Origin of the sequence: Streptomyces sp. NPDC058579 (assembly GCF_042718575.1) — a bacterium.
Classification (GTDB): domain Bacteria; phylum Actinomycetota; class Actinomycetes; order Streptomycetales; family Streptomycetaceae; genus Streptomyces.
This window is the reverse complement of record NZ_JBHXPI010000021.1, coordinates 1-25439: the sequence shown is the minus strand read 5'-3', so window position 1 is coordinate 25439 and position 25439 is coordinate 1. Positions and strand designations below refer to the sequence as shown.

Sequence of the window (25439 nt, the reverse complement as noted above, 5' to 3'; positions counted from 1 at the left end):
GTGGGGGACTTCCCGCCGCCCCAGCCACCGACCCACCCGTCACGACCCCACCCGCTCCAACACCGCCTCCGCCTCGGCCCGCCGCTCAGCCGCGGCCTCCCCCTCCGCCGCCGGCCCCGACGACGCGCCGTACTCCGCCAACACCCCCCGCGCCAACGCGGCCGCCGCCGCCCCGTCCTCCAGCCGGACGTGGAGCCACGCCGCCAGCAGCTCCGCCGCGGTCCGGCGGTCGCGGAACTCCGGACCGGCCGAGCCGAACTCCGCCGCCGCCCGCGTCGCGTACGACAGCGCGGCCCCCAGAGCGTCGGCGTCCACGTCGCCGTCCCCCAGCAGCTCCGCCGCCTGGACGTAGGTGTCCCCGCGCGCCACCACGTCGGTGCCGCACGCCTCCGCCGCCGTGTCCATGAGAGCCCGGCCGTCACCGGCGGCGCCGGCGATCCATGCCCGGACCCGTAGGGTCCTGACGTACGCGGAGGTGTCGCCGAGGTCGCGCCACAGCTCGCCCGCCCGCTCGTACGCCGCCGCGGCCTCCGGCCGCAGCTCCGCCTGGAGCAGGGCCTGCCCGGCCAGGTTCGCGAGCATCGCGTGGTCCCGCTGCTCCGGCCACTCCTTCGCGAGCTCCGCCGCCCGCAGCCACTGCTCCGCAGCGGACCGGGGCTCGTTCAGCGCCGCGAGGCACTCGCCGAGCCACCACAGCGTCTGGACGACCATGCCGTCGCCGTGCTCGTCCACGGAGAGGTCGGGGAGCACGGACTCCAGGATCGCCGCGGCCTCCTCGACCCGGGACTCCCGCAGCAGCCAACCGCCCAGCTGGTGCCGGGCGTACGCGCCGAGGCCCAGGCTCTCGCCCGCCTCGTCGGCCCAGTGGGCCGCCTCCAGGGCGTGGGCGGACGCCTCGCCGAACCGGTCCGCCGCGCCGAGGACTTCGGCGAGCTGGAGCCGGAGCCGGCTCTGCCCGGCCGCCCCGGCGTGCTCCACGCCGTGGTCGAGGGCGGCCCGTGCGGCGCGCTCGGCGGTCTCCAGGTCGCCGGTGTGCAGGGCGACCCGGGAGAGCCGGGCCTCGGGCTCGACGGCGTACCAGGGCAGTCCGGCCCGGTGGTACAGCTCGGCGGCGTACGCGTACTGCCGCGCCGCCTCCTCGGCGTCCCCCGCGTGCGCGGCCAGATCCCCCCGTACGGACTCGGCCTCGGCGGCCCGGTCCGCGACCAGCGGATCCCCGACGTGCGCGGAGGCGAACGCGACCAACGCGTCGAGCGCTTCAGCGAGCGCGTCGACGGCGGAGGACTCCTCGGCGCGGACGGCCTCCTCGCGGGGCCCGGTCGCCCCCTCGTCCTCCGCATGCAGCCGCAGCAGCCCCACCCGTACCCGGGACAGCAGCGCGCCCGACACCTGGCGGGGGGTCGCCGCGCCCTCCGCGTGGAGGGCTTGGATCCCGCCGACCGCGGCCTCCGCCGCCGACCATGCCTCCGGGAGGCGGTCGTCCAGGGCCAGGGCGAACGCGGCCCTGGCGCGGGCCGCCTGGGCCTCGCCGGGGTCGTCGGCCGTCTCGTAGCCCTCGGCCGCGCGGAGGAAGAGGCGGACCGACTCGGCGGGGCTCCGCTCCATGGCGATGGCGCGGTGGTCGTCCAGTTCGGCGCGGCCGAGCGCGTCCAGTTCGAGGTCCGCGGCGGCCACCGCCTCCCATGCGGCGCGCGAGGCCGGGTTCCGTTCCGCCGACAGGCGCCGGGCCTCCGCGAGCAGGTCGCGCGGTTCCGCCGAAGGAGCGTGAACAGCCGCCGGAACGGCGACCGGTACCGCCACCGGGCCCACCGCCCGTACCCCCAGCGGCAGCCGGTCAAGGAGCGGCGCCGCGTCCATCCGGGAACGCGCCCGCTCGCTCACCCGCCCCGTGCCGTTGCGCTCGTCGAAGCGCCGCGCGATCGCCAGCGCCTCCACGCGCGCGTGGGCGCCCAGTTCGGCGGCCGTCCACGAGCCGCCCGCGGTCCGCGCGGGGCCCGGCACCGACTGGGCGCCCAGGCCCCGCGCGACCAGCCGGGACATGAGCAGCGCCGTCACGGACAGGAAGCACAGCAGGCTGTCCGGATCGCCGCCGTCGGTGAAGAACGCCGGCCGCTCGGCCAGGATCTCCAGGCCCCGCGCCTCGTTGCCGGTCAGCGCGCAGAACTCGATGTGGTCCGCCACCGCCCCGCGCATGCTCTCCAACGGCCGCACCAGACGGTAGCCGCGCAGATGGTTCACCCGGGCCTCGTCGGGCCGGCCGAGCCGCACCAGCGGCAGCAGCGAGGAGGCGAGGACCGCGTGCGGCTCGTGCGCGCAGACGTGCTCGCCCGAGAGCACCGGCCCCCAGGTCCGCAGGGCCCGCTCGTCGTCGCCGCGCTCCGCCGACCACCCGCCCTGCCCGTGCAGCTCGCACGCGTGGCAGTCGGCCATCCGGTCCCGGTCGGCCGCCAGCCACGCCGCGTACGCCCGGTCCGCCCGCTCCACGTCGCCGATGTGCCGCGCCACCCGGAACTCGCCCTGCCGCACGGCCCGTTCGGAGTGGCCCGCGAGCCGGTAGCGGTGCTCCATCTCGCCGAGCCACTTCTCGATCGACGCCAGCGGGATGTGCGGCTGGTCGAGCATGCCGCTGGAGACCCACTTGAAGACCCAGTGCAGGGTGTGCGTCTCGTACGCGTCGAAGTCCCCGGGATTCTCGTCCCACATCCGGAGCAGCCGCGAGAAGGGCACGAACATCTTCGCCTTCTCGGAGCTGTAGTTGTACGCCTGGAGCTGGTGCCCGAGCGCCTCGATGACGGCCAGCGGCTCGCCCAGCTGTTCGGCCTCCACGAGGAGCCGCTCGGCGCGCGCGTTGCGCGCCGGTCCCTCCGGCTGCCGCGCGTTCTCCCGCAGGGCCTCGCGCAGGGCCTCGAAGGTCAGGGTCATGCGTCGTTCTCCCCGTGGTGGGTGGCCCAGGCGAGCAGCCCCGCGAAGGCCCGGTTGAGCAGCGCCGAATCGGCCGGCCGCAGCGGCCGCTGCGCCATCAGCAGCGCCTGCCCGTAGAGCGCCTCGACGGCCGTCCCCGCCAGCTCCCGGTCGCCGAGCGAGCCGATGCGGCGGATCGTCGGATTCAGGTGGTTGAGGACGAGCCGGGCCCTCGGCGCGCTGCCGCGCAGCGAACCGAGGATCCCGGCCCAGAGGTCGTCCGCCCGCTCCTCGGCCTCGGCGCGGGCCTGTTCGTGCCGGGCCGCCCGGTCGTCCAGGTGCAGCGCGGGCACGGTCAGCGGGTGGAAGGAGCGCAGCGACACGTCGCAGCCCAGGGGGTCGAGCGTGGCCCGCGCCACTGACAGGAACGCCGAAAGGGCCAGCTCCTGCTCCGGGTCGACGGAGTCGAGATGCGCGGTGACGGTGTCGGCGTCCAACTCGGCGACGGCGGTGCCGGGACGGACCTCGGGGAGGCGCTCCACCAGCTCCGTGTCGTACGTGTAGCCGCCGTTGACCACGCCGATGCCCTGCGCGGTCGCGATCGCGGCGACCTGCCGGTACTCCTCGACGGTACGGGTGTAGTGCACGACCGGGTGACGGCGGGCGAACTCCTCCAGCGAGAGCCGGCCGGCCGTCGTCTCGAACGGCAGCCACGGCAGCATCGTCCGCAGCATCTCGGCGTCGTGCCGGGCCAGCGACTTCACCCCGAGGTGGTGGACGGCAAGGAACTCCTCCAGGCGCTCAGGGGAGCCCGCGGCGAGCCCGCCGAGCCACTCCCGTACGGCCGCGCCCAGCGCGTCCCGTACGCCGGCCAGCGTCTCGTCCTCGTACAGCGCCTCGCGCGAGGCCGTCGGCCGCAGGCTGTCCGTGTCCAGGACGCAGCGCACGAAGAACGCCCAGTCCGGCAGCAGCCCGTCGGCCCGCTCCGTGAGCAGCATGCCCTTCAGGTGCACCCGGTGCCCGGCGCGCTGGGCCGGGCTGACGGCCGAAGGCAGTACGTACGCCACGCCCCGGATGCCGGCCAGCGGCAGATGGAGGTCGATCGAGTCGAGCGGGGTGAAGCCGAACGTCTCCTGGCAGTGGCCCGCCAGCGCGACCCGCCGCGCGGCCGGGCTCGGGTACGCCCGGTCCCAGGGCGCCGGAAGGTCGGTGACGGGCTGGTCCCCGACCCGTACTTCGTACGGGAGGAGGGAGCCGTACACCCGGGCGAGGGCGAGCACCCGCTCCTCGGTCAGCCACTCCCCGGAGCCGGGGCGCGCGGTGAGGTGCACGGTGGTGCCCGGCTCGGGACGCGCGCTGTCCGGGAGCGTACGGACCGTATACGAACCGTCGTCGCGGGCCGTCCACTCGACCGGCGGCTCGGCGGGCGTCCGGGCGCTGCGGCTGACCACCCGGATCTCGGCGGCCACGACGAAACAGGCGAGCAGTCCGATGCCGAACTGGCCGAGGAACTCGGCCCGCGCGCTCGCGATGCCGGCCGCGTCCGCCCGCTTCGAGCTGCGGCCGATCGTGGCCAGCAGGCTGTGCACGTCCCGCTCGGTCAGACCGATGCCGCTGTCCTCGACCCGCAGGACGGCGCCGTCCGCGTACAACTGGACCCGCGCCGGGGCGTCCGGCTGCTCCGCGCGGCGCGCGGTGATCGCGTCCACGGCGTTCTGCAGCAGTTCGCGCAGATAGACCCGCGGGCTCGAATAGAGGTGGTGGGAGAGGAGATCCACGAGTCCGCGCAGATCGACCTGGAAGGTGTGCGGTGTCTGATCAGCAGTCATCGTCGCTGCGCCGGTGGGGGGACGAGCGACGGCGCGGGTCGGGCGATCCCGGCGAGCGGTGATCGCGGAGCGGGGAGGGTGCGCGTCATCCTAGGGGCCACGACGCCGACGTGACCAGGAGATTTCCACAGCCTGCGCGACGGGTGTCAGTGCGGTGGTGTGCAATGGAACGCGTGCCAGTGCTCGACGAACCTCTGAAGAACCTGCTCGGCGCCGCCACCGCGAAGGTGATGGCCGAGCACCTCGACCTGCGGACGGTCGGGGACCTCCTGCACCACTACCCCCGGCGGTACGCCGAGCGCGGCGAGCTCACCGCCCTCGCCGACCTGCCGCTGGACGAGCACGTCACGGTGGTCGCGCAGGTGGCCGACGCCCGCGTGCTGACGTTCAACAAGGGCGGCCGCGGCAAGGGCCAGCGCCTGGAAGTCACGATCACCGACGGCAGCGGCCGGATGCAGCTCGTCTTCTTCGGCCGGGGCGTCCACTTCCACCAGAAGGAGCTGCTGCCGGGCCGGCGCGGGATGTTCGCCGGCAAGGTCGGCGTCTTCAACCGCAAGCTCCAGCTCACCCACCCCGAGTACAAACTCCTGGACGCCGAGAGCAGCGACGAGACGGTCAGGGCGTTCGCGGGCGAACTGCTGCCGATCTACCCCGCCTGCAAGCAGCTGGAGTCCTGGACCATCGAGCAGTCCGTCTCCATCGCCCTGGACTCCCTCGCCGCCACCGGCTGGGCCGGGCTCGCCGATCCGCTGCCGCCCGCCCTGCGCGAGGGCCGCGGCCTCACCGACCTGCCCGAGGCGCTCCTGAAGGTCCACCGGCCGCGGACCAAGGCCGACATCGAGGACGCCCGGCAGCGGCTCAAGTGGGACGAGGCCTTCGTCCTCCAGGTCGCCCTCGCCCGCCGCCGGTACGCCGACACCCAGCTGCCCGCCGTCGCCCGCAGGCCCACCCCCGGCGGGCTCCTCGACGCCTTCGACGCCAAGCTGCCCTTCACCCTCACCGACGGCCAGAAGAAGGTCTCCAAGGAGATCTTCGACGACCTCGGCACCGAGCACCCCATGCACCGCCTCCTCCAGGGCGAGGTCGGCAGCGGCAAGACGATGGTGGCCCTGCGGGCCATGCTCGCCGTCGTCGACGCCGGGGGACAGGCCGCGATGCTCGCCCCCACAGAGGTCCTCGCCCAGCAGCACCACCGGTCGATCACCGAGATGATGGGCGAGCTCGCCCAGGGCGGGATGCTGGGCGGCGCCGAGCACGCCACCAAGGTCGTGCTGCTGACCGGCTCCATGGGCACGGCGGGGCGCCGGCAGGCCCTGCTCGACCTGGTCACCGGCGAGGCCGGGATCGTCATCGGCACGCACGCGCTGATCGAGGACAAGGTGCAGTTCCACGACCTCGGCCTGGTCGTCGTCGACGAGCAGCACCGCTTCGGCGTGGAGCAGCGCGACGCCCTCCGGAGCAAGGGCAAGCAACCTCCCCACCTGCTCGTCATGACCGCCACGCCGATCCCGCGCACGGTCGCCATGACCGTCTTCGGCGACCTGGAGACCTCCGTCCTGGACCAGCTCCCCGCCGGGCGCTCCCCGATCGCCAGCCATGTCGTCCCCGCCGCCGACAAGCCGCACTTCCTCACGCGCGCGTGGGAGCGCGTGCGCGAAGAAGCGGAGAACGGCCACCAGGCATACGTCGTCTGCCCGCGCATCGGCGACGACGAGGACGAGAAGAAGAAGCAGAAACAGAAGGCGTCCCCCGAGGACGAGGCCGAGAAGCGGCCGCCGCTCGCCGTCCTGGAGATCGCCGAGAAGCTCCGCTCGGGCCCCCTCGCCGGACTCCGCGTCGAGGTCCTGCACGGCCGGATGCACCCGGACGACAAGGACGACGTCATGCGCCGCTTCGCCGCCGGCGACGTCGACGTCCTGGTCGCCACCACCGTCATCGAGGTCGGGGTGAACGTCCCCAACGCCACGGCCATGGTGATCATGGACGCCGACCGCTTCGGCGTCTCCCAGCTCCACCAGCTCCGCGGCCGCGTCGGCCGAGGCTCCGCCCCGGGCCTCTGCCTCCTCGTCAGCGAGATGCCCGAGGCCAGCCCCGCGCGCCAGCGCCTGAACGCCGTCGCCTCCACCCTCGACGGCTTCGAGCTCTCCCGGATCGACCTCGAACAGCGCCGCGAGGGCGACGTCCTCGGCCAGGCCCAGTCCGGCGTCCGCTCCTCCCTGCGGATGCTCACCGTCATCGACGACGAGGAGGTCATCGCCGCCGCCCGCGAGGAGGCCACCGCCGTCGTCCTCGCCGACCCCGACCTCTCCGACCACCCCGAGCTGCGCACCGCGCTCGACGCCCTCCTGGACAAGGAACGGGAGGAGTTCCTGGAGAAGGGGTGACATCACTCCGCGCCGACCGGCCATATCGTGGAGGCACAGACCCGAGAACCGCAGAAGAAACAGGGACCTCCCATGACCCGCGTGATCGCCGGCACCGCCGGCGGACGCCGACTGGCCGTGCCACCCGGCACCGGCACCCGTCCGACCTCCGACCGGGCGCGCGAGGGCCTCTTCTCCACCTGGGAGGCGCTCCTCGGCACCCTCGCCGGGGCCCGCGTCGCCGACCTGTACGCGGGCTCGGGCGCCGTCGGACTCGAGGCCCTCTCCCGGGGCGCCTCCCACGCCCTGCTCGTCGAGGCCGACCAGCGCGCGGCGAGGACGGTACGGGAGAACATCCGCGCCCTCGCCCTGCCCGGCGCCGAACTGCGCACCGGCAAGGCCGAGCAGATCGTGACGGGCCCGCCCCCCGCGGAGCCGTACGACCTCCTCTTCCTCGACCCTCCCTACGCCGTCTCGGACGACGATCTTCGGGAGATTCTCCTCACACTCCGCTCCGGGGGCTGGATCGCGGAGCAAGCCGTCGTCACCGTGGAGCGCAGCACCCGAGGCGGCGAGTTCGGCTGGCCCGACGGTTTCGAACCCCTGCGGTCCCGTCGCTACGGCGAGGGAACGTTTTGGTACGGTCGCGCCGCCTCTACGTGCGAAGACGCACGATGACCGGACCGGAGAGCGAGGGACCCAAGTTGCGCCGCGCCGTCTGTCCGGGGTCATTCGACCCCATCACCAACGGACATCTCGACATCATCGCCCGTGCCTCCAAGCTGTACGACGTCGTACACGTCGCGGTGATGATCAACCAGTCCAAGCAGGGCCTTTTCACGGTCGACGAGCGGATCGAGCTGATCCGCGAGGTCACCGCCGACTTCGGCAACGTCGAGGTCGAGTCCTTCCACGGCCTGCTGGTCGACTTCTGCAAGCAGCGCGACATCCCCGCGATCGTCAAGGGCCTGCGCGCGGTCAGCGACTTCGACTACGAGCTGCAGATGGCGCAGATGAACATCGGCCTCTCGGGTGTCGAGACCCTGTTCGTCCCCACCAACCCCACCTACAGCTTCCTGTCGTCCTCCCTGGTCAAGGAGGTCGCGGCCTGGGGCGGCGACGTCTCCCACCTGGTCCCGCCGGCCGTCCTCGGCCGGCTCACCCAGCGCCTGGCCGAGCGGCGCGCGCAGCAGTGACCCCGAGCGACTGCCGCTGACGGTCCGTCACCAGGTGTCGGGCGGGGGACGACTGCCCTTACAGTCGTCCCGTCCGTCTCCATCCAGCTGTAGAGAGTGGCGAGCACCCGGTGGACGTGCAGAAGAAGCTCGACGAGATCGTTTCGACGATCACCAACGCCCGCTCCATGCCCATGTCGGCGTCCTGCGTGGTCAACCGCTCCGACCTGCTCGACCTGCTCGAAGAGGTACGGGAGGCCCTGCCGGGCTCCCTGGCCCAGGCGCAGGAGCTGCTCGGCGGGCGCGAGCACATGGTCGAGCAGGCACGTCAGGAGGCCGAGCGGATCGTCTCCGCCGCCCACGCCGAGCGCGGCTCGCTGATCTCCGACACCCAGGTCGCCCGCCAGTCCCAGGACGAGGCGGAGCGGATCCTCTCCGAGGCCCGCCGGGAGGCCGAGGAGATCCGTGCCGAGGCGGACGACTACGTCGACTCCAAGCTCGCCAACTTCGAGGTCGTCCTCAACAAGACCATCGGCTCCGTCGACCGCGGCCGCGAGAAGCTCCTCGGCCGGGGCCCCGGCCTGGACGAGAACGGCTACGCCGAAGAGGACGCCCCCGAGTACAGCGCCGACCCGCAGACTCTGATCCGCCGGGCCGACGACTACGTCGACGCCAAGCTCGGCGCCTTCGAGGCCGTCCTCTCCAAGACCCTGGAGGCCGTCGGCCGAGGCCGGCAGAAGCTGCACGGCCGGATCGCCTCGGACGACCTCGGCGCGCACATGGCCGCCCAGGACGCGGCGGGCGGCTCCGTGCACACCAGCGACGCGGACTACCTGGCCGGACTCGCGGAGCTGGCCGACCCGGAGCCGGTGCAGCAGCCCGTCCACCAGCAGACCCCGGCCCAGCAGCCGGACCCGTATGCCTACCAGCAGCAGGCCCAGCACCAGGACCCGTACGCGTACCAGCAGCAGCCGGACCCGTACGCGTACCAGCAGCAGGCCCAGCATCAGGACCCGTACGCGTACCAGCAGCAGTACAGCTACGACCAGCAGCCGCAGCACCAGCAGCAGCCGCAGGCCGCCGCGCTCGACGAGACCAGCTTCTTCGACACGAGCATGATCGACCTGGAGCAGCTGCGGCAGTACGAGCAGGGTCAAGGCCACGGTCAGGGCCACTGAGCGAGCGGGCCGAGCGGGACCACGGGCCCGGATTGGGCCCTGAGCGAAGCGTCCAGTATCCTGGCTCTTCGGTCGCGCGTATGCCCGCGATCCCCGCTGCCCGCTTCGTCTCTCGATTCGAAGACGGCAGCCCCCTCACGATCCGAAAGCAGGAAGAACCCTGAGCACGCGCCTTGACCACCGCAACCCCCTCGTGTTCGACACACACGAGCTGGGGCGGCGTCCTGGTGCCCTTCAGCGGATCTCCCGCTCGGTCGAGGCCCCCACGAGCCTCGGTGTCGAAGGGGTCATCGGTGTGCCGGAAGGCGCGCCCGTGGAAATCGATCTCCGTCTTGAGTCGGTCATGGAAGGGGTGCTTGTCACAGGCACCGCCCGTGCGTCGGCCGAGGGGGAGTGCGTAAGGTGTCTGGAGCCCGTCGAGCTTGATCTCGACGTGGACTTCCAGGAGATGTACTCGTACCCCGACTCCGACGACCGGGGCCGCTCCAAAGCGGTCGCGGACGACGAAGCCGAGAACGACGAGGACATGATCCCCCTCGAGGACGGCATGTTCGACCTCGAACCCCTGCTGCTTGATGCGGTGGTGCTCGCACTGCCGATGCAGCCGGTGTGCCGGGAGGACTGCGCGGGTCTGTGTTCCGAATGCGGAATCAACCTGAACGAGAACCCGGACCACCACCACGATGCCGTCGACATGCGTTGGGCGGCATTGCAAGGACTCGCCGGTTCGCTGGGAACCGATGAGAAGGACAACATGAGCGGCGCCGAAGCTGGCGTCGACGAGAAGCAGGAGAAGTAGCCGTGGCTGTTCCGAAGCGGAAGATGTCGCGCAGCAACACGCGCCACCGCCGGTCGCAGTGGAAGGCTGCGGTCCCCACCCTGGTTTCGTGTGAGCGTTGCCAGGAGCCGAAGCTGCAGCACATCGCGTGCCCGAGCTGCGGCACCTACAACAAGCGCCAGGTCCTCTCGGTCTGAGTGGCTGGTGAGAGGCGCGATGTCTGAGTCCATCAAGACGGACAATGCCTCGTCCCACACGCTTCTGGAAGGGCGGCTCGGGTATCAGCTCGAGTCCGCCCTTCTGGTGCGTGCGCTGACGCACCGCTCGTACGCGTACGAGAACGGCGGTCTGCCCACCAACGAGCGTCTGGAGTTCCTCGGGGACTCCGTGCTCGGCCTGGTGGTCACGGACACGCTGTACCGCACCCACCCCGACCTGCCCGAAGGCCAGCTGGCCAAGCTGCGGGCCGCGGTGGTCAACTCGCGTGCGCTTGCGGAGGTCGGTCGCGGCCTCGAACTCGGCTCCTTCATCCGGCTCGGCCGGGGCGAAGAGGGCACGGGCGGCCGGGACAAGGCTTCCATCCTCGCCGACACCCTTGAAGCGGTGATCGGCGCGGTCTATCTCGACCAGGGCCTCGTGGCGGCCTCGGAGCTGGTGCACCGGCTCTTCGACCCGCTGATCGAGAAGTCCTCGAACCTCGGTGCGGGCCTGGACTGGAAGACCAGTCTCCAGGAGCTCACCGCGGCCGAGGGACTTGGTGTGCCGGAGTACCTCGTCACGGAGACGGGTCCCGACCACGAGAAGACCTTCACTGCTGCCGCCCGCGTCGGTGGTGTCTCGTACGGCACCGGCACCGGCCGCAGCAAGAAGGAAGCGGAGCAGCAGGCGGCGGAGTCCGCCTGGCGCGCGATTCGCGCGGCTGCGGACGAGCGTGCGGCGGCGGCGAAGGCCGCGGCCGAGGCCGGCGACGTGGGTGAAGCCGGTGCTGCCGGTGACGCCGACGAAACCGGTGACGCCGTTCCGGCAGCCGGCGAGCAGCCGGAGACCGGCGGGGTGCCGACGCCCGCCGACGAGGCTTCCGCCTGACCCTTCGTCTTCCGACGCCCCGGGCCGGGACCCCTTACGGGTCCCGGCCCGGGGCGCTTTCGTGCCGGGTCCGGGAGTCTTGGCTCGGGGGCTTTCTGTATCGGGCCCGGCGGTAGGCTTCGGGCATCGTTCCCGTACCCCTTGCGGAGGAGTCCCGTGCCCGAGTTGCCCGAGGTCGAGGTCGTACGGCGCGGACTCGAGCGCTGGGTCGGCGGGCGGACCGTGGGCGAGGTCGAGGTCCTGCACCCGAGGGCCGTGCGCAGGCACCCGGCCGGCGGCGCGGACTTCGCGGCCCGCCTCAAGGGCCACCGCTTCGGGACCGCGCGGCGGCGTGGCAAGTACCTCTGGATCCCGCTGGCGGACTCCGACGCCTCCGTCCTCGGCCACCTCGGCATGAGCGGGCAGCTGCTCGTCCAGCCCGAGGACGCCCCGGACGAGAAGCATCTGCGCATCAGGGTCCGGTTCCAGGACGGGCTCGGCACCGAACTGCGCTTCGTCGACCAGCGCACCTTCGGCGGGCTCTCGCTCCACGAGAACACGCCCGACGGACTGCCCGACGTCATCGCGCACATCGCCCGCGACCCGCTGGACCCGGAGTTCGACGACGCCGCCTTCCAGACCGCGCTCCGCCTGCGCCGTACGACGATCAAGCGGGCGCTGCTCGACCAGACCCTGATCAGCGGGGTCGGCAACATCTACGCGGACGAGGCGCTCTGGCGCGCCAAGCTGCACTACGAGCGCCCGACCGCAGCCCTGACCCGCCCCCGCTCGGCCGAGCTGCTCCAGCATGTCCGGGACGTCATGAACGCGGCCCTCGCCGCAGGCGGGACCAGCTTCGACAGCCTGTACGTGAACGTGAACGGCGAGTCGGGCTACTTCGACCGCTCGCTCGACGCCTACGGGCGCGAGGACGAGCCGTGCCGCCGCTGCGGGACCCCGATGCGGCGACGGCCCTGGATGAACCGGTCGAGCTACTTCTGCCCGCGCTGCCAGCGCCCGCCCCGCGCTACGGCGTGACCGTCTCGCGGGTCACTTCGGGGGTCACTTCGCGGGGCGTCTCCTTGGCCACGTCGTAACGCTCGCGTGCCGTGATGACCTGCGGCATCCGGCCCTCGACCAGCTCGATGAGCCCGACCAGGCGCTCCGCGACCTCGCGGCCCAGCGGCGTGAGCGTGTAGTCCACCCGGGGCGGGTTCGTCGGCTGCGCCTCGCGGTGCACGAGCCCGTCTCGCTCCAGGGCGTGCAGGGTCTGCGACAGCATCTTCTCGCTGACCCCGTCGACCCGGCGGCGCAGCTCGTTGAAGCGGAACGTCCCGTCATGGAGCGCGCCGAGGGTGAGGCTGCCCCACCGCCCGGTCACGTGCTCCAGCGTGACCCGCGACGGACAGGCGCGGGCGAACACGTCGAAGGCGAGGTCGTCGTCACTCATGGCTTCACGGTACTCCGGCACCGTACTTCCGCACAGCGCTCACCAGGAGTTAGTGCTTCAGCGGGTCGGCAAGGGCCTCAGAAGCCGAAGTCCTGCGTCCACCACGGGCCGCCGTCGGCGAAGTGCACGCCGACGCCGAGCGTCGTGTAGTCGCAGTTCAGGATGTTCGCGCGGTGGCCGTCGCTGTTCATCCAGGACTGCATCACGGCCGTCGCGTCCGCCTGGCCGCGGGCGATGTTCTCGCCGCCCATGCCGGTGACGCCCGCCTGGCCGGCCCGCTCCCACGGGGTGTCGCCGTCCGGGTCCGTGTGGTCGAAGAAGCCGCGCGCTGCCATGTCGGCGCTGAACTCGCCGGCCAGCTTCGCGAGCGCCGCGTCCGAGCGCACCGCGCTGCAGCCGACCTTGGCCCGCTCGTCGTTGACCAGCCGGACGACCTCCGCCTCGGCAGCCGCGGCACGGCTCAGGGTCGGGGTCGGTGCGGCGGGCTTAGCGGGCGCCTCGGTGCGGGGCGCGGGCTTCGTGGTCGTCGGGGCCGGCTTCGGCTTCGCCGTCTTCGACGGCGTGACGGCCGGCTTCGAAGGCTTGGGCTTCGGCTTCGGGGCGGCGGTCGTCTTCGACGGCTTCGGCTTCGGCGACGGGGTGGCCGAGGGAGACGTACTACCCGTGCTCGTGCTCGGGGCGGCCGGCTTCTTGTACGCGGAGGCGGAAGCGGACGTCGGGTTCGTCGGCGTCGCGGACGAACCGCCCTGCGTCGTCAGCTCCGGCGCCTGCCGGGACGACGAGTGGGTCTGCTCCGTGCCGGAGCCCGCGCTGCCCACGGTGAGCACGTCCCCACCGGGTATCAGGCCCGCGGCGACGAGGCCGGCGCCGACGGCGACCGCGGCGGAGGCACCGAGCAGTCCGGTGCGCAAAGGCGCGCCGCGCCTCCTGCGATGGCGTCCCATCCCTCTGCCTCCCTGATGTTCTGCGGTGCTGTCTTTGCTGATCTTTGCTTCTGCGGGCTTGTCGAATGCGACGCGCCCGAACGGGTGAGCCGCATTCGGTCGGGACTGTACGCCATGACACGAGGGGGTGGTGTGCTCCCTGAGTTATTGGGCCGTTAGCGTTCATCCATGAACGAAGACGTACGGCTCACCGCCTGGGTGCGCGGCCGAGTACAGGGAGTGGGCTTCCGCTGGTTCACCAGGGCAAACGCACTGGAGATCGGCGGGCTCGTCGGCTTCGCCCTCAACCTCGACGACGGCCGCGTGCAGGTCGTGGCCGAGGGGCCGAGTGAGAATTGCCACCGTCTGCTCGACTGGCTGCGCTCCGCCGACACTCCCGGGCGGGTGGACGGAGTCACCGAGATCTGGGCCACCCCGCGCGGCGGCTACGACGGCTTCGCGATCCGCTGACGACCCCTCGATCCGGCACCGCCCGATGGCCTGCGCGGTCCTCGGGCGGATGTTCGGCGAAGGGGTGCCGAAGGGGAAATGACCTGCGGGTTGCCGAGAAGGGCTTGCGGTGCGCTTCCGTGCGCGGAAGGATGATCGCGACGCCCCTGAGGCACCGAGTTGCGAGGCGCCGCCGCCTGTAGTGCGGCCGCGGACCCCCCGGTCGCCCCTTGATACAGGGCGTGATCGTGTTGACCGTCAAACTTTTTGGTGAGACTCTGGAATCCCCGCGCACCTTAGCTGTTTGGCAGTAAAAACCGGCACGACATGAAGCACTGCCGAGCACCGCGGGTGCGAAATCCCTCACGACCCACACCGCTTCGGTCGGTCACTCATTGTGGAGGACCATCCATCATGGCAAAGGCGCTTCTCGGTTACGTCGGCGGCTCCGACCCGCGACTCCTCGCCGAGATGCGACGGCTTCAGCAGCGCGTCCAGGACCTCGAGTCCGAGCTGGTACGGATTCAGTCCGAGAACGACGCGCTCAACGCTGCCGCCGCACATCATGGCGAGTCGCTGCTCGACAGCATCGAACTCGACGTTCCCAAGGCGGAGCCTGCGCTCACCTGACGGTCGGCACCATCGGACAGTCAGCCCCGACGGTCAGCCCCGTGCCGGGGCAAGGTGAGAAACACTCTCGCTGGCACAGCTAGATATGCAAGGGACGCTCAGGCGTCCCTTCTTTCTTGAGTCCCCCACGTCCCACCCCGGTTCTTACCGGAGGGTGTGCCCTGCACCTTCACGGGTGAAACGCGCAACCCCAGGTAGAGTCCCGGGGCGTGCATCTCAAGGCCCTGACGCTCCGCGGTTTCAAGTCGTTCGCCTCCGCCACCACCCTGCGGTTCGAACCGGGAATCACGTGTGTCGTGGGGCCGAACGGGTCCGGCAAGTCCAATGTCGTGGACGCGCTGTCCTGGGTCATGGGCGAGCAGGGCGCCAAGTCGCTGCGCGGCGGCAAGATGGAGGACGTCATCTTCGCCGGCACGACCGGCCGGCCGCCGCTCGGCCGCGCCGAGGTCTCGCTGACGATCGACAACTCCGACGGCGCGCTGCCCATCGACTACGCCGAAGTCACCATCACACGGATCATGTTCCGCGGCGGCAGCAGCGAGTACCAGATCAACGGCGACACCTGCCGGCTGCTCGACATCCAGGACCTGCTCTCCGACTCCGGCATCGGCCGCGAGATGCACGTCATCGTCGGCCAGGGCCAGCTCGACTCCGTCCTGCACGCCGACCCGATGGGACGCCGCGCGTTCATCGAGGAGGCCGCGGGCGTCCTCAAGCACCGCAAGCGCAAGGAGAAGGCGCTGCGGAAACTGGACGCGATGCAGGCCAACCTCGCGCGCGTGCAGGACCTCACCGACGAACTGCGCCGCCAGCTCAAGCCGCTCGGCCGCCAGGCGGCCGTCGCCCGCCGGGCCGCCGTCATCCAGGCCGATCTGCGCGACGCCCGCCTCCGGCTGCTCTCCGACGACCTCGTACGCCTCCAGGAGGCGCTGAAGACCGAGGTCGCCGACGAGGCCGCGCTGAAGGAACGCAAGGAGAGCGCCGAGAGCGAGCTGAAGGCCGCCCTCGCCAAGGAGGCCGACCTGGAGGACGAGGTCCGCAGGCTCGCCCCGCGCCTCCAGCGCGCCCAGCAGACCTGGTACGAACTCTCCCAGCTCGCCGAGCGGGTACGGGGCACGATCTCGCTCGCCGACGCGCGCGTGAAGAGCGCCACCGCCCAGCCGCCCGAGGAGCGCCGGGGCCGCGACCCGGAGGACATGGAGCGCGAGGCCGCCCGCATCCGCGAGCAGGAGGCCGAGCTGGAGGCCGCCCTCGAAGCGGCCGAACGCGCCCTGGAGGACACCGTCGCCCACCGCGCCGACCTGGAGCGCGAGCTCGCGGTCGAGGAGCGGCGGCTCAAGGACGTGGCCCGTGCCATCGCCGACCGGCGCGAGGGCCTCGCCCGGCTGCACGGCCAGGTCAACGCCGCCCGCTCGCGCGCCGCGTCCGCCCAGGCCGAGATCGACCGGCTCGCCGCCGCCCGGGACGAGGCGCAGGAACGGGCCGTCGCCGCGCAGGAGGAGTACGAGCAGCTCAAGGCCGAGGTCGACGGTCTCGACGCGGACGACAGCGAACTGGGGGAGCGGTACGAGACCGCCCGCCGCGACCTCGCCGATGCGGAGGCCGCGCTGACCGCCGCCCGCGAGGCCGCCACCGCCGCCGACCGCCGCCGCGCCGCGACCAGGGCCCGCCACGAGGCGCTCTCCCTGGGCCTGCGCCGCAAGGACGGCACCGGGGCGCTGCTCGGCGCCCGCGAGACCCTGACCGGCCTGCTCGGCCCGGCCGCCGAACTCCTGACCGTCACCCCCGGATACGAGGTCCCGCTCGCGGCCGCCCTCGGCGCGGCCGCGGACGCCGTCGCCGTCACAGGACCCGGCGCGGCGGCCGAGGCCCTGCGCCTGCTCCGCAAGCAGGACGCGGGCCGCGCGGCGCTGCTGCTCGCGGGCGCGCAGGAGCCGGCCGGCGCCCCGACCGCCGACTTCGGAGGCAGCTCCGCCGTCCCCGCCACCCGGCTCGTCGACGGCCCCGGCGAACTCATGGGTGCCGTCCGCCGGTTGCTCCGGGACGTCGTCGTGGTCGAAGGGCTCGACGAGGCCGTCGAGCTGGTGCGGGCGCACCCCGCGCTCACCGCCGTCACCGCCGAGGGCGACCTGCTCGGCGCGCACTACGCGCAAGGCGGCTCCGCCGGCGCGCCCAGCCTCCTCGAAGTGCAGGCCTCCGTGGACGAGGCGGCCGCCGAGCTGGAGGAGCTCGAGTCGCGCTGCGAGGCGCTCGCCGACGCCCAGCAGGGCGCGACCCAAGCGCGCCGCACCGCCGCCGCGCTCGTCGAGGACCTGGCCGAACGCCGCCGCGCCGCCGACCGCGAGAAGTCCCAGGTCGCCCAGCAGCTCGGCCGGCTCGCCGGACAGGCTAGGGGCGCCGCCGGAGAGGCAGAGCGGACCGCGGCCGCCGCCGCCCGCGCCGACGAGGCCCTGGAGAAGGCGCTCTACGAGGCCGAGGAGCTCGCCGAGCGGCTGCTCGTCGCCGAGGAGGCTCCGGCCGAGGAGGAGCCCGACACCTCCGTGCGCGACCGGCTCGCCGCCGACGGCGCCAACGCCCGCCAGACGGAGATGGAGGCCCGGCTCCAGCTCCGTACCCACGAGGAACGCGTCAAGGGGCTCGCCGGACGGGCCGACTCCCTCGACCGGGGCGCCCGCGCCGAACGCGAGGCACGCGCGCGTGCCGAGCAGCGCCGCGCCCGGATGCGGCACGAGGCGGAGGTCGCCGCCGCCGTGGCCGCCGGTACGCGGCAGCTCCTCGCCCACATCGAGGTCTCCCTCGTCCGGGCCGAGCAGGAGCGCGCCCTGGCCGACGCCGCGAAGGGCGCCCGCGAACAGGGCCTTTCCGCCGCCCGTACCCGGGGCCGCGACCTGAAGGCCGAGCTGGACAAGCTCACCGACTCCGTCCACCGGGGCGAGGTTCTCGGCGCCGAGAAGCGGATGCGGATCGAGCAGCTGGAGACCAAGGCCCTGGAGGAGCTGGGCGTCGAGCCGGCCGGACTCGTCTCCGAGTACGGCCCCCATCAGCTCGTACCGCCGTCGCCGCCCGCCGAGGGCGAGGAGCTGCCGGAGGACCCGGAGGATCCGCGGAACCGACCGCGGCCGTTCGTCCGTTCGGAGCAGGAGAAGCGGCTCAGGGCCGCCGAGCGGGCGTACCAGCAGCTCGGAAAGGTGAACCCGCTGGCTCTCGAGGAGTTCGCGGCGCTGGAGGAGCGGCACCAGTTCCTCTCCGAGCAGCTGGAGGACCTCAAGAAGACCCGGGCCGACCTCCTTCAGGTCGTGAAGGAGGTCGACATCCGGGTCGAGCAGGTCTTCACCGAGGCGTTCCGGGACACCGCCCGCCAGTTCGAGGGCGTGTTCTCCCGGCTCTTCCCGGGCGGCGAGGGCCGGCTGATCCTGACCGACCCCGACAACATGCTCACCACCGGCGTCGACGTGGAGGCCCGTCCGCCGGGCAAGAAGGTCAAGCGGCTCTCGCTGCTCTCCGGCGGCGAGCGTTCGCTGACCGCCGTGGCCATGCTGGTCTCCATCTTCAAGGCCCGCCCCAGCCCGTTCTACGTGATGGACGAGGTGGAGGCGGCGCTCGACGACACCAACCTCCAGCGGCTGATCCGGATCATGCAGGAGCTCCAGGAGTCCTCGCAGCTCATCGTGATCACGCACCAGAAGCGGACGATGGAGGTCGCGGACGCGCTCTACGGCGTCTCCATGCAGGGCGACGGCGTCTCGAAGGTCATCAGCCAGCGGCTCCGCTGACAGCCAAAAGCTTCAAGTCTTGAACACATCGCGCCAAGCAGCTTGTTTTAAGTCATACGACATCAAGTATTGACTTCGAAACTTGAAGGCATAGTCTCTGCAACGTTGCTTTTACCTTCACGTGGTGGGCGGCGTGATGTTGTGCGCCACTGGAAGGGCTCGCCCCCCACGCCCCGGCACCGCCGCCGGAGCCTAGGAGTCCATGTGACCAACACAGAGCAGGCGCCCACCCCGCCGCCGTCCGAAGGCCGGGCCGCCCACCCCGACCACCTCGGCCACGTCATCTTCATCACGGCGTCGGCCGCGATGGGCGGGTTCCTCTTCGGCTACGACAGCTCCGTCATCAACGGCGCCGTCGAGGCCATCAGGGACCGCTACGACATCGGCTCCGGCACCCTGGCCCAGGTCATCGCCATCGCCCTGATCGGCTGCGCCATCGGCGCCGCGACCGCGGGCCGGATCGCCGACCGCATCGGCCGCATCCGGTGCATGCAGATCGCCGCCGTGCTCTTCACGATCAGCGCCGTGGGCTCCGCCCTGCCCTTCGCCCTCTGGGACCTCGCCTTCTGGCGGATCGTCGGCGGCTTCGCCATCGGCATGGCCTCCGTCATCGGCCCGGCGTACATCGCCGAGGTCGCCCCCGCCGCCTACCGCGGCCGCCTCGGCTCCTTCCAGCAGGCCGCCATCGTCATCGGCATCGCCATCTCGCAGCTGGTCAACTACGGCATCCTGCAGCTCGCCGACGGCGACCAGCGCGGCGAGATCGGCGGCCTCGAAGCCTGGCAGTGGATGCTCGGCGTGATGGTCGTCCCCGCCCTGCTCTACGGCCTGCTCTCGTTCGCCATCCCGGAGTCGCCCCGCTTCCTCATCTCGGTCGGCAAGATCGACCGGGCGAAGGAGGTCCTCTCCGAGGTCGAGGGCAAGGACGTGAACCTCGACCACCGCGTCGCCGAGATCGAGCACGCGATGCACAGCGAGCACAAGTCCACCTTCAAGGACCTGATGGTGGCAGGCGCCCGGTTCAAGCTGCTGCCCATCGTCTGGGTCGGCATCGGACTCTCGGTCTTCCAGCAGCTCGTCGGCATCAACGTCGCGTTCTACTACTCCTCGACGCTCTGGCAGTCGGTCGGAATCGACCCGACGAGTTCGTTCTTCTACTCGTTCACCACGTCGATCATCAACATCATCGGCACCGTCATCGCGATGGTCCTGGTCGACCGGGTGGGCCGTAAGCCGCTCGCGCTCGTCGGCTCCGTCGGCATGGCGATCGCCCTCGCCGTCGAGGCCTGGGCCTTCTCCGCCGACCTCGTCGACGGCAAGCTCCCCAACACCGAGGGTGTCGTGGCGCTCGTCGCCGCCCATGTCTTCGTGCTCTTCTTCGCGCTCTCCTGGGGCGTGGTGGTCTGGGTCTTCCTCGGCGAGATGTTCCCCAACCGGATCCGCGCCGCCGCGCTCGGCGTCGCCGCCTCCGCGCAGTGGATCGCCAACTGGGCCATCACCGCGAGCTTCCCGTCCCTGGCGGACTGGAACCTCTCGGGCACGTACATCATCTACACGTTCTTCGCCGTGCTCTCCATCCCCTTCGTGCTCAGGTACGTGAAGGAGACGAAGGGCAAGGCGTTGGAGGAGATGGGCTAAACCCCGCTGCCCCTCTCCTCGACACCGGGACTGCCCCGGCCCAGGGCCCTATGCCTTGAGCCGGGGCAGCACCGTCTCTCCGAGCAGCCGCACCGACCGCCACGCCTCCTCGACCGGCATCCCGCCGCAGAGCGGATGCAGCACCAGGCTCTCCAGGTCCTGCCCGAGCGCCACGCACTCCTCGGGCGTGACGATCCGGTAGACCCCCTCCGCGCGCAGCTCCGCCACCGTCGTCGCCGCCGAGCGCACCGCCGAGCGGATGTCCTTCGACTGCCAGGACGCGTACGTCCGCGCCTCGTGCAGGAAGTGCTCCCCGTACAGCTCCCACGTCCGGTCGGGGTCCTCCGAGACGTGCAGCAGCGGGGTCTTCTCGGCCGGCATCATCGTCCAGCCCTCCGTGCCGTGCTCCGCGCACTGCTGCCGGTAGTACGTCTCCAGTTCCGGCAGGTGCGCGCTCGGGAAGAGCGGCAACCCGAGCCGGGCCGCCCGCCGCGCCGCCGCCTTCGAGGAACCGCCCACGAGCAGCAGCGGATGCGGCTGGGTGAACGGCCGGGGGGTGACCCGTACCGTACGGCCCTCGTACGTGAAGGGCTCACCGGACCAGGCCTTCAGCAGGGTCTCCAGGAGCAGGTCCTGGAGCTTGCCCCGGCGGCCCCAGTCGACCCCGCGCTCCTCGTACTCCTCCGGCCGGTAGCCGATGCCCGCGACCGTCACCAGGCGGCCGCCGCTCAGCAGGTCCAGGACGGCGATCTCCTCCGCGAGCCGCAGCGGGTCGTGCAGCGGCCCGATGATCGCGGAGACCGTGACCGCGATCCTCTTCGTCGCGCCGAAGACCGCGCCGGCGAAGGCGAAGGGGGAGGGCAGCCAGTTGTTGGCCGCGCCGTGGTGCTCCTCGGTCTGGATCGTGTCCACGCCGTGCTCGTCGGCGTAGGCGGCCATGGCGAGGGCGGCCCGGTAGCGCTCCGAGAGGGACTCGGGGGTCCCGTGCGGATCGACCAGGTTGAACCGTACGACTGTGAAGGGCATGGGAAGTCCCCTCCGCGCGTGGGAAGTCGGCGAAGGGGGACGGTATCTGACGTAGCGTCAGATGAGAACGGGGTGCGTCAGACGGAAACGGACTCGCCGGCCGCGACGGGCGCCTCGACCGGCTCCGCGGGAACCCGCGCGCGGTCCCTCGGCAGTACGGCGTACAGCACGCCCGCGACCACGATCGTCGCCCCCCAGCCGAGCCCGTTCTCGCCGATCCAGGAGGAGGCGAGCGGACCGGAGAACCAGTCGACCTTCGTGAACAGCAGCCCCACCACGAGCGCCACCGCCCACGCCGTCATCGCCTGCCAGGCGAAACCGCCCCGGTACCAGTACGCGCTGGTCCGGCCCGTGTCCATCAGGGCCACGCCGTCGTACGACCTGCGGCGCAGCATGTCGACGCCGAAGACGCCGATCCACGCCGAGAACGCCACCGCGAGCAGCGTCAGGAAGGAGATGAACGAGCCGATGAAACTCGTCGCCACCACCATGAGCAGGAAGCCGAAGACCAGGCTGATCACGGCGTTCACGCTGACCGCCGCCGCGCGCGAGACCTTGATGCCGAGCGTCTGCGCGGTGAACCCGGCCGAGTACATCGACATCGAGTTGATCAGCAGCATCCCGATCAGCGCGATGAGCAGGTACGGCACGGAGATCCAGGTCGGCAGCAGCTCGCCGATGAAGGAGACCGGGTCCTGCGCCGAGGCGAGGTCCGGGGTGGCGACCGCCATCACCGCGCCCATCAGGACCATCGGCAGGACGACGATCCCGGCGCCGCCGATCGTGGTGCCGACCATCGCCTTCGAGGAGGCGGTACGCGGCAGATAGCGGGTGAAGTCCGGGCCGGAGGGCACCCAGCTGATGCCGCCCGCCGCGATGGTGCCGATGCCCGCGATCATCATCGCCGTCGAACCGGCCGGCTTGTCGAAGACCGCCGACCAGTCGGTGTTCGCCACCAGATAGACAAGGACGAGCACCGAGAAGGCGCCGAAGAGGTACGTCGACCACTTGCTGCACACCCGCAGGGCGTTGATCCCGAGCCCGGACACCAGGAAGGTGCAGGCCACGAAGAGCAGCAGCGTGATGACGATCAGCGCGGTGTTCGACTCGATCCCGAAGAGCAGGTCGAGCACCGTCAGGACGGCGTACGCGCCGGTGACCGCGTTGATCGTCTCCCAGCCCCAGCGGGCCACCCAGATCAACGAACCGGGGAAGAGGTTGCCGCGCTGCCCGAAGACCGCCCGCGACAGGGCCATGCCGGGGGAGCCGCCGCGCTTCCCGGCGATCGAAATCAGGCCGACGATCCCGTACGAGAGGATCGGCGCCGCCGTCGCGACGACGAGCACCTGCCAGAAGTTCAGGCCGTTGAAGACGATGAGCCCGGCGCCCATCGTGAGAAGAAGCACACTGATGTTGGCGGCGACCCACGTCGGGAACAGCTCCCGGACGTGACCGCCGCGCTCGGCGTCGGGGACGGGTTCGAGACCACGGGTCTCGACCGAGCTTCCGGCTTCGGCGGAGAATTCCGCGGCGGTATCGGCGGCAGGGGGCATGGCGGTACTCCGTGCGGGGTGTGGGGGACCCACACAGCGTACGTGCTCCTCCTCCGGTCCGGTCGTGGCCGATACTGGGACGCGTTATGGAACTCATTCTTGCTGTAGTCATCGCCCTGGTCGTCGCCGTCGCCGTGACCAGCGGGCTCGTGATCAGCGGCCGCAAGAAGAAGCAGCTGCCGCCGCCCGAGGCACCGTCCACCACGCCGACCATCACCGCTCCGCCCGCCGAGCCGCACGTCGGCGAGGAGGCGGAGACACCGCGGGAAGAACCACGCCGCACCATCGAGGAGGTCGACCTCCCGACCGCGGAGGAGGCCGCCCAGGCCCCGACCGCCGTCGAGGACCCGGTCGTCGCCGAGGCGCCAGCGATCGAGATCGAGGTGCCCGAGCCGACCGCCGGCCGCCTCGTCCGCCTCCGCGCCCGCCTCGCCCGCTCCCAGAACTCCCTCGGCAAGGGGCTGCTCACGCTGCTCTCCCGGGACAACCTCGACGAGGACACCTGGGAGGAGATCGAGGAGACCCTGCTGACCGCCGACGTCGGCGTCGCCCCGACCCAGGAGCTGGTCGAGCGGCTGCGCGAGCGCGTCCGCGTCCTCGGTACGCGTACCCCCGAGGAGCTGCGCGGCCTGCTGCGCGAGGAGCTCGTCACCCTCCTCCGCCCCGACTTCGACCGCACCGTGAAGACCGAGAGCGCCCCGGGCACCCCGGGCGTCGTCATGGTCGTCGGCGTCAACGGCACCGGCAAGACCACGACCACGGGCAAGCTCGCTCGCGTCCTGGTCGCCGACGGCCGCTCCGTCGTCCTCGGCGCGGCCGACACCTTCCGCGCGGCGGCCGCCGACCAGCTCCAGACCTGGGGCGAGCGGGTCGGCGCGCGGACCGTGCGCGGTCCCGAGGGCGGCGACCCGGCGTCGATCGCCTTCGACGCCGTCAAGGAGGGCATCGCGGAGGGCGCCGACGTCGTCCTCATCGACACCGCCGGCCGGCTGCACACCAAGACCGGTCTGATGGACGAGCTGGGCAAGGTCAAGCGGGTCGTCGAGAAGCACGGCCCGCTCGACGAGGTCCTGCTCGTCCTCGACGCCACCACCGGCCAGAACGGACTGGTCCAGGCGCGCGTCTTCGCCGAGGTCGTGGACATCACCGGCATCGTCCTCACCAAGCTCGACGGCACGGCCAAGGGCGGCATCGTCATCGCCGTCCAGCGCGAGCTGGGCGTCCCGGTCAAGCTGATCGGCCTGGGCGAGGGCCCGGACGACCTGGCCCCCTTCGAGCCGGGCGCCTTCGTCGACGCCCTCATCGGGGACTGACCCCGACACCACGCGAAGGGCCCCGCCGGTCTCCGGCGGGGCCCTTCGCGTGTCGGGCGTCTGTCAGAAGTCAGAAGTGTGTGCGGTGGCAGATGTACGCCAGCGTCCCGAGCAGCAGTCGTGCCTGCGGCGGCGCGCCCGCCGTGTCCAGGGTCGGCGGCCGCAGCCAGCGGACCGGACCCAGGCCGCCGAGGTCCGAGGGCGGCGCCGTCACGTGGTCGCCGGGACCCAGGCCGCGCAGGTCCAGGTCCGCGTCGTCCCAGCCCATCCGGTACAGGAGCTGAGGCAGCTCCGCCGCCGCGCCGGGTGCCACGAAGAACTGGGCCCGTCCCGTCGGCGTCGCACAGACCGGCCCCAGCGGCAGGCCCATCCGCTCCAGGCGGACCAGCGCAAGCCGCCCCGCCGGCTCGGCGACCTCGATCACGTCGAAGGCCCGGCCCACCGGCAGCAGCAGCGCCGCTCCCGGATACCGGCCCCACTCCTTGGTCGCGTCGTCGAGGCCCGCGCCGGCCGGGACCGGCTCGGCGAACGAGAGCGGATGCGCCCCCGGAGCCGTACAGGACGCGTCGCCGCAGGAACACCGGCCGGAGACGGCCCGGGCGCCGGGGACCACGTCCCAGCCCCACAGCCCGGTGTACTCGGCCACCGCTGTGCACTCCGTGGTGCGGACGCGGCGACGTGAGCCGGACCGCATCTCACGAATGCCGCCGATCGTGAAGCCCATGCCCCCTCCAACGGGTCGGACGCGCCGGTGGTTACGACCCGGAGCCCCACTGTCACGCTCCGTCGCCGGGGGTGGCGCGCGGACGTGGGCGAGGTGGTGCGGTCCATGGCGCGCGCCTGCTGGCGCTACGGTCCGCCGACTCTGGTTCGTCGCATGTCAAGTGAATCGTGTTCGGTGGCAGGCGAGTTCATTCGAAGGGGTGGCGAATGGTGGCGATTCTTGAATCCGCCTCGCGGGACGGGTGATCGTAGGATTACTTTCGGTGCTCGAACCCTGGAGTCCTTGCGCACGCGGGTATGCCGGAGGCAACCCGCTTTCCCGTTCGAAGGAGTAGAAGCTCCAGACGGAAGCCGCAAGACACGGCATTCTGATAGGGGTTCGCGCAACAGAAGTCTCGACCTGGATGGGGGCGTTCCTGTGGGCGGCAACGGCGCAGACGGTACGACTGCCGGCAAGCGCCCGAACGAGCAGCTGAGCTCGTGGTTCGTGCGGAGCGGCTGGTCGAAGGGCGAACTGGCGCGTCAAGTGAACCGCAGGGCACGCCAGATGGGCGCGCACCACATCTCCACGGACACCTCGCGGGTGCGCCGCTGGCTGGACGGCGAGCAGCCGCGCGAGCCTATCCCCCGGATCCTCTCCGAGCTGTTCTCCGAGCGGTTCGGTTCGGTGG

General features: G+C 71.8%; 20 protein-coding genes and 1 pseudogene. 14 read left to right on the top strand and 7 right to left on the bottom strand.

Annotation, left to right across the window (positions count from 1 at the left end; translation table 11 throughout):
- Positions 1-39 precede the first annotated feature (39 nt).
- Together ACFWRO_RS22600 and ACFWRO_RS22595 are read right to left on the bottom strand one after the other, a co-directional pair.
- A complete protein-coding gene (locus tag ACFWRO_RS22600) occupies positions 40-2922 on the bottom strand; it encodes a tetratricopeptide repeat protein (protein WP_384512865.1) in 2883 nt (960 codons plus the stop codon).
- The gene (locus tag ACFWRO_RS22595) at positions 2919-4730 is read right to left on the bottom strand and encodes an HSP90 family protein (RefSeq protein ID WP_384512864.1); all 1812 of its coding nucleotides are present in this window, start codon (positions 4728-4730) and stop codon (positions 2919-2921) included. The genes ACFWRO_RS22600 and ACFWRO_RS22595 overlap by 4 nt, the downstream gene beginning before the upstream one ends.
- A gap of 164 nt (positions 4731-4894) precedes the next feature.
- On the opposite strand from ACFWRO_RS22595, the gene recG reads away from it, so the two are divergent.
- The 8 genes from recG (at position 4895) to mutM (ending at position 12327) form a co-directional block, all read left to right on the top strand.
- Positions 4895-7114 (top strand): ATP-dependent DNA helicase RecG, encoded by a 2220-nt coding sequence (gene recG / locus ACFWRO_RS22590; RefSeq protein WP_384512863.1) that lies wholly within the window; start codon positions 4895-4897, stop codon positions 7112-7114.
- Between the two features lie 72 nt (positions 7115-7186).
- Positions 7187-7771, top strand: coding sequence for a 16S rRNA (guanine(966)-N(2))-methyltransferase RsmD (gene rsmD, locus ACFWRO_RS22585; RefSeq protein ID WP_384512862.1), 585 nt, complete (start codon positions 7187-7189; stop codon positions 7769-7771).
- 26 nt (positions 7772-7797) lie between these two features.
- A complete protein-coding gene (gene coaD / locus ACFWRO_RS22580; protein WP_384512940.1) occupies positions 7798-8289 on the top strand; it encodes a pantetheine-phosphate adenylyltransferase in 492 nt (163 codons plus the stop codon).
- A 110-nt stretch (positions 8290-8399) separates the two neighbouring features.
- A complete protein-coding gene (locus ACFWRO_RS22575; RefSeq protein ID WP_384512861.1) occupies positions 8400-9446 on the top strand; it encodes an ATP synthase F0 subunit B in 1047 nt (348 codons plus the stop codon).
- 160 nt (positions 9447-9606) lie between these two features.
- Positions 9607-10245 carry a YceD family protein gene (locus ACFWRO_RS22570; protein WP_384512939.1) on the top strand — a complete coding sequence of 213 codons (639 nt, stop codon included), beginning with the start codon at positions 9607-9609 and terminating at the stop codon, positions 10243-10245.
- 2 nt (positions 10246-10247) lie between these two features.
- Positions 10248-10421, top strand: coding sequence for a 50S ribosomal protein L32 (gene rpmF / locus ACFWRO_RS22565; RefSeq protein ID WP_015036448.1), 174 nt, complete (start codon positions 10248-10250; stop codon positions 10419-10421).
- 19 nt (positions 10422-10440) lie between these two features.
- Positions 10441-11310 (top strand): ribonuclease III, encoded by an 870-nt coding sequence (gene rnc, locus ACFWRO_RS22560; protein ID WP_384512860.1) that lies wholly within the window; start codon positions 10441-10443, stop codon positions 11308-11310.
- A 156-nt stretch (positions 11311-11466) separates the two neighbouring features.
- Positions 11467-12327 (top strand): bifunctional DNA-formamidopyrimidine glycosylase/DNA-(apurinic or apyrimidinic site) lyase, encoded by an 861-nt coding sequence (gene mutM, locus ACFWRO_RS22555; protein ID WP_384512859.1) that lies wholly within the window; start codon positions 11467-11469, stop codon positions 12325-12327.
- Here the strand turns inward: mutM and ACFWRO_RS22550 are convergent.
- On the bottom strand, positions 12317-12739 hold the full coding sequence (locus tag ACFWRO_RS22550) for a winged helix-turn-helix transcriptional regulator (protein WP_384512858.1): 423 nt from the start codon (positions 12737-12739) through the stop codon (positions 12317-12319). The two genes, mutM and ACFWRO_RS22550, sit on opposite strands and share 11 nt — an antisense overlap.
- Positions 12740-12816: 77 nt before the next feature.
- Complete coding sequence (locus ACFWRO_RS22545) at positions 12817-13683, bottom strand: CAP domain-containing protein (protein ID WP_384512857.1); 867 nt, start codon at positions 13681-13683, stop codon at positions 12817-12819.
- A gap of 168 nt (positions 13684-13851) precedes the next feature.
- Here ACFWRO_RS22545 and ACFWRO_RS22540 point away from each other — a divergent pair, with 168 nt between their 5' ends.
- From ACFWRO_RS22540 to ACFWRO_RS22525, 4 genes are all read left to right on the top strand, one after another.
- A complete protein-coding gene (locus ACFWRO_RS22540) occupies positions 13852-14133 on the top strand; it encodes an acylphosphatase (protein WP_384512856.1) in 282 nt (93 codons plus the stop codon).
- Positions 14134-14526: 393 nt separating this feature from the next.
- Entirely contained in the window at positions 14527-14742 is a 216-nt protein-coding gene (locus ACFWRO_RS22535; RefSeq protein WP_315893843.1) for a hypothetical protein, read from the top strand.
- Positions 14743-14951: 209 nt separating this feature from the next.
- A complete protein-coding gene (smc, locus tag ACFWRO_RS22530) occupies positions 14952-18515 on the top strand; it encodes a chromosome segregation protein SMC (RefSeq protein ID WP_384512855.1) in 3564 nt (1187 codons plus the stop codon).
- A gap of 204 nt (positions 18516-18719) precedes the next feature.
- A complete protein-coding gene (locus ACFWRO_RS22525; RefSeq protein WP_384512854.1) occupies positions 18720-20153 on the top strand; it encodes a sugar porter family MFS transporter in 1434 nt (477 codons plus the stop codon).
- 48 nt (positions 20154-20201) lie between these two features.
- Here ACFWRO_RS22525 and ACFWRO_RS22520 read toward each other — a convergent pair whose 3' ends face one another.
- Positions 20202-21179, bottom strand: a complete 978-nt coding sequence (locus tag ACFWRO_RS22520) for an LLM class flavin-dependent oxidoreductase (protein ID WP_384512853.1) — start codon at positions 21177-21179, stop codon at positions 20202-20204.
- Between the two features lie 77 nt (positions 21180-21256).
- Positions 21257-22732 carry a cytosine permease gene (locus tag ACFWRO_RS22515; RefSeq protein WP_384512852.1) on the bottom strand — a complete coding sequence of 492 codons (1476 nt, stop codon included), beginning with the start codon at positions 22730-22732 and terminating at the stop codon, positions 21257-21259.
- 86 nt (positions 22733-22818) lie between these two features.
- Here ACFWRO_RS22515 and ftsY point away from each other — a divergent pair, with 86 nt between their 5' ends.
- Entirely contained in the window at positions 22819-24045 is a 1227-nt protein-coding gene (gene ftsY / locus ACFWRO_RS22510) for a signal recognition particle-docking protein FtsY (protein ID WP_384512851.1), read from the top strand.
- 70 nt (positions 24046-24115) lie between these two features.
- Here ftsY and ACFWRO_RS22505 read toward each other — a convergent pair whose 3' ends face one another.
- Positions 24116-24769 carry a bifunctional DNA primase/polymerase gene (locus ACFWRO_RS22505; RefSeq protein WP_384512850.1) on the bottom strand — a complete coding sequence of 218 codons (654 nt, stop codon included), beginning with the start codon at positions 24767-24769 and terminating at the stop codon, positions 24116-24118.
- Positions 24770-25186: 417 nt separating this feature from the next.
- Here ACFWRO_RS22505 and ACFWRO_RS22500 point away from each other — a divergent pair.
- Positions 25187-25439, top strand: a pseudogene (locus tag ACFWRO_RS22500) (hypothetical protein); the annotation flags it as partial.

Coding starts and splice junctions, on each gene's coding strand:
- ACFWRO_RS22600 (WP_384512865.1), bottom strand. CDS start 2,922: ATGACCCTGACCTTCGAGGCCCTGCGCGAGGCCCTGCGGGAGAACGCG.
- ACFWRO_RS22595 (WP_384512864.1), bottom strand. CDS start 4,730: ATGACTGCTGATCAGACACCGCACACCTTCCAGGTCGATCTGCGCGGA.
- recG (WP_384512863.1), top strand. CDS start 4,895: ATGGAACGCGTGCCAGTGCTCGACGAACCTCTGAAGAACCTGCTCGGC.
- rsmD (WP_384512862.1), top strand. CDS start 7,187: ATGACCCGCGTGATCGCCGGCACCGCCGGCGGACGCCGACTGGCCGTG.
- rnc (WP_384512860.1), top strand. CDS start 10,441: ATGTCTGAGTCCATCAAGACGGACAATGCCTCGTCCCACACGCTTCTG.
- ACFWRO_RS22550 (WP_384512858.1), bottom strand. CDS start 12,739: ATGAGTGACGACGACCTCGCCTTCGACGTGTTCGCCCGCGCCTGTCCG.
- ACFWRO_RS22545 (WP_384512857.1), bottom strand. CDS start 13,683: ATGGGACGCCATCGCAGGAGGCGCGGCGCGCCTTTGCGCACCGGACTG.
- ACFWRO_RS22540 (WP_384512856.1), top strand. CDS start 13,852: ATGAACGAAGACGTACGGCTCACCGCCTGGGTGCGCGGCCGAGTACAG.
- ACFWRO_RS22535 (WP_315893843.1), top strand. CDS start 14,527: ATGGCAAAGGCGCTTCTCGGTTACGTCGGCGGCTCCGACCCGCGACTC.
- ACFWRO_RS22520 (WP_384512853.1), bottom strand. CDS start 21,179: ATGCCCTTCACAGTCGTACGGTTCAACCTGGTCGATCCGCACGGGACC.
- ACFWRO_RS22515 (WP_384512852.1), bottom strand. CDS start 22,732: ATGCCCCCTGCCGCCGATACCGCCGCGGAATTCTCCGCCGAAGCCGGA.
- ftsY (WP_384512851.1), top strand. CDS start 22,819: ATGGAACTCATTCTTGCTGTAGTCATCGCCCTGGTCGTCGCCGTCGCC.
- ACFWRO_RS22505 (WP_384512850.1), bottom strand. CDS start 24,769: ATGGGCTTCACGATCGGCGGCATTCGTGAGATGCGGTCCGGCTCACGT.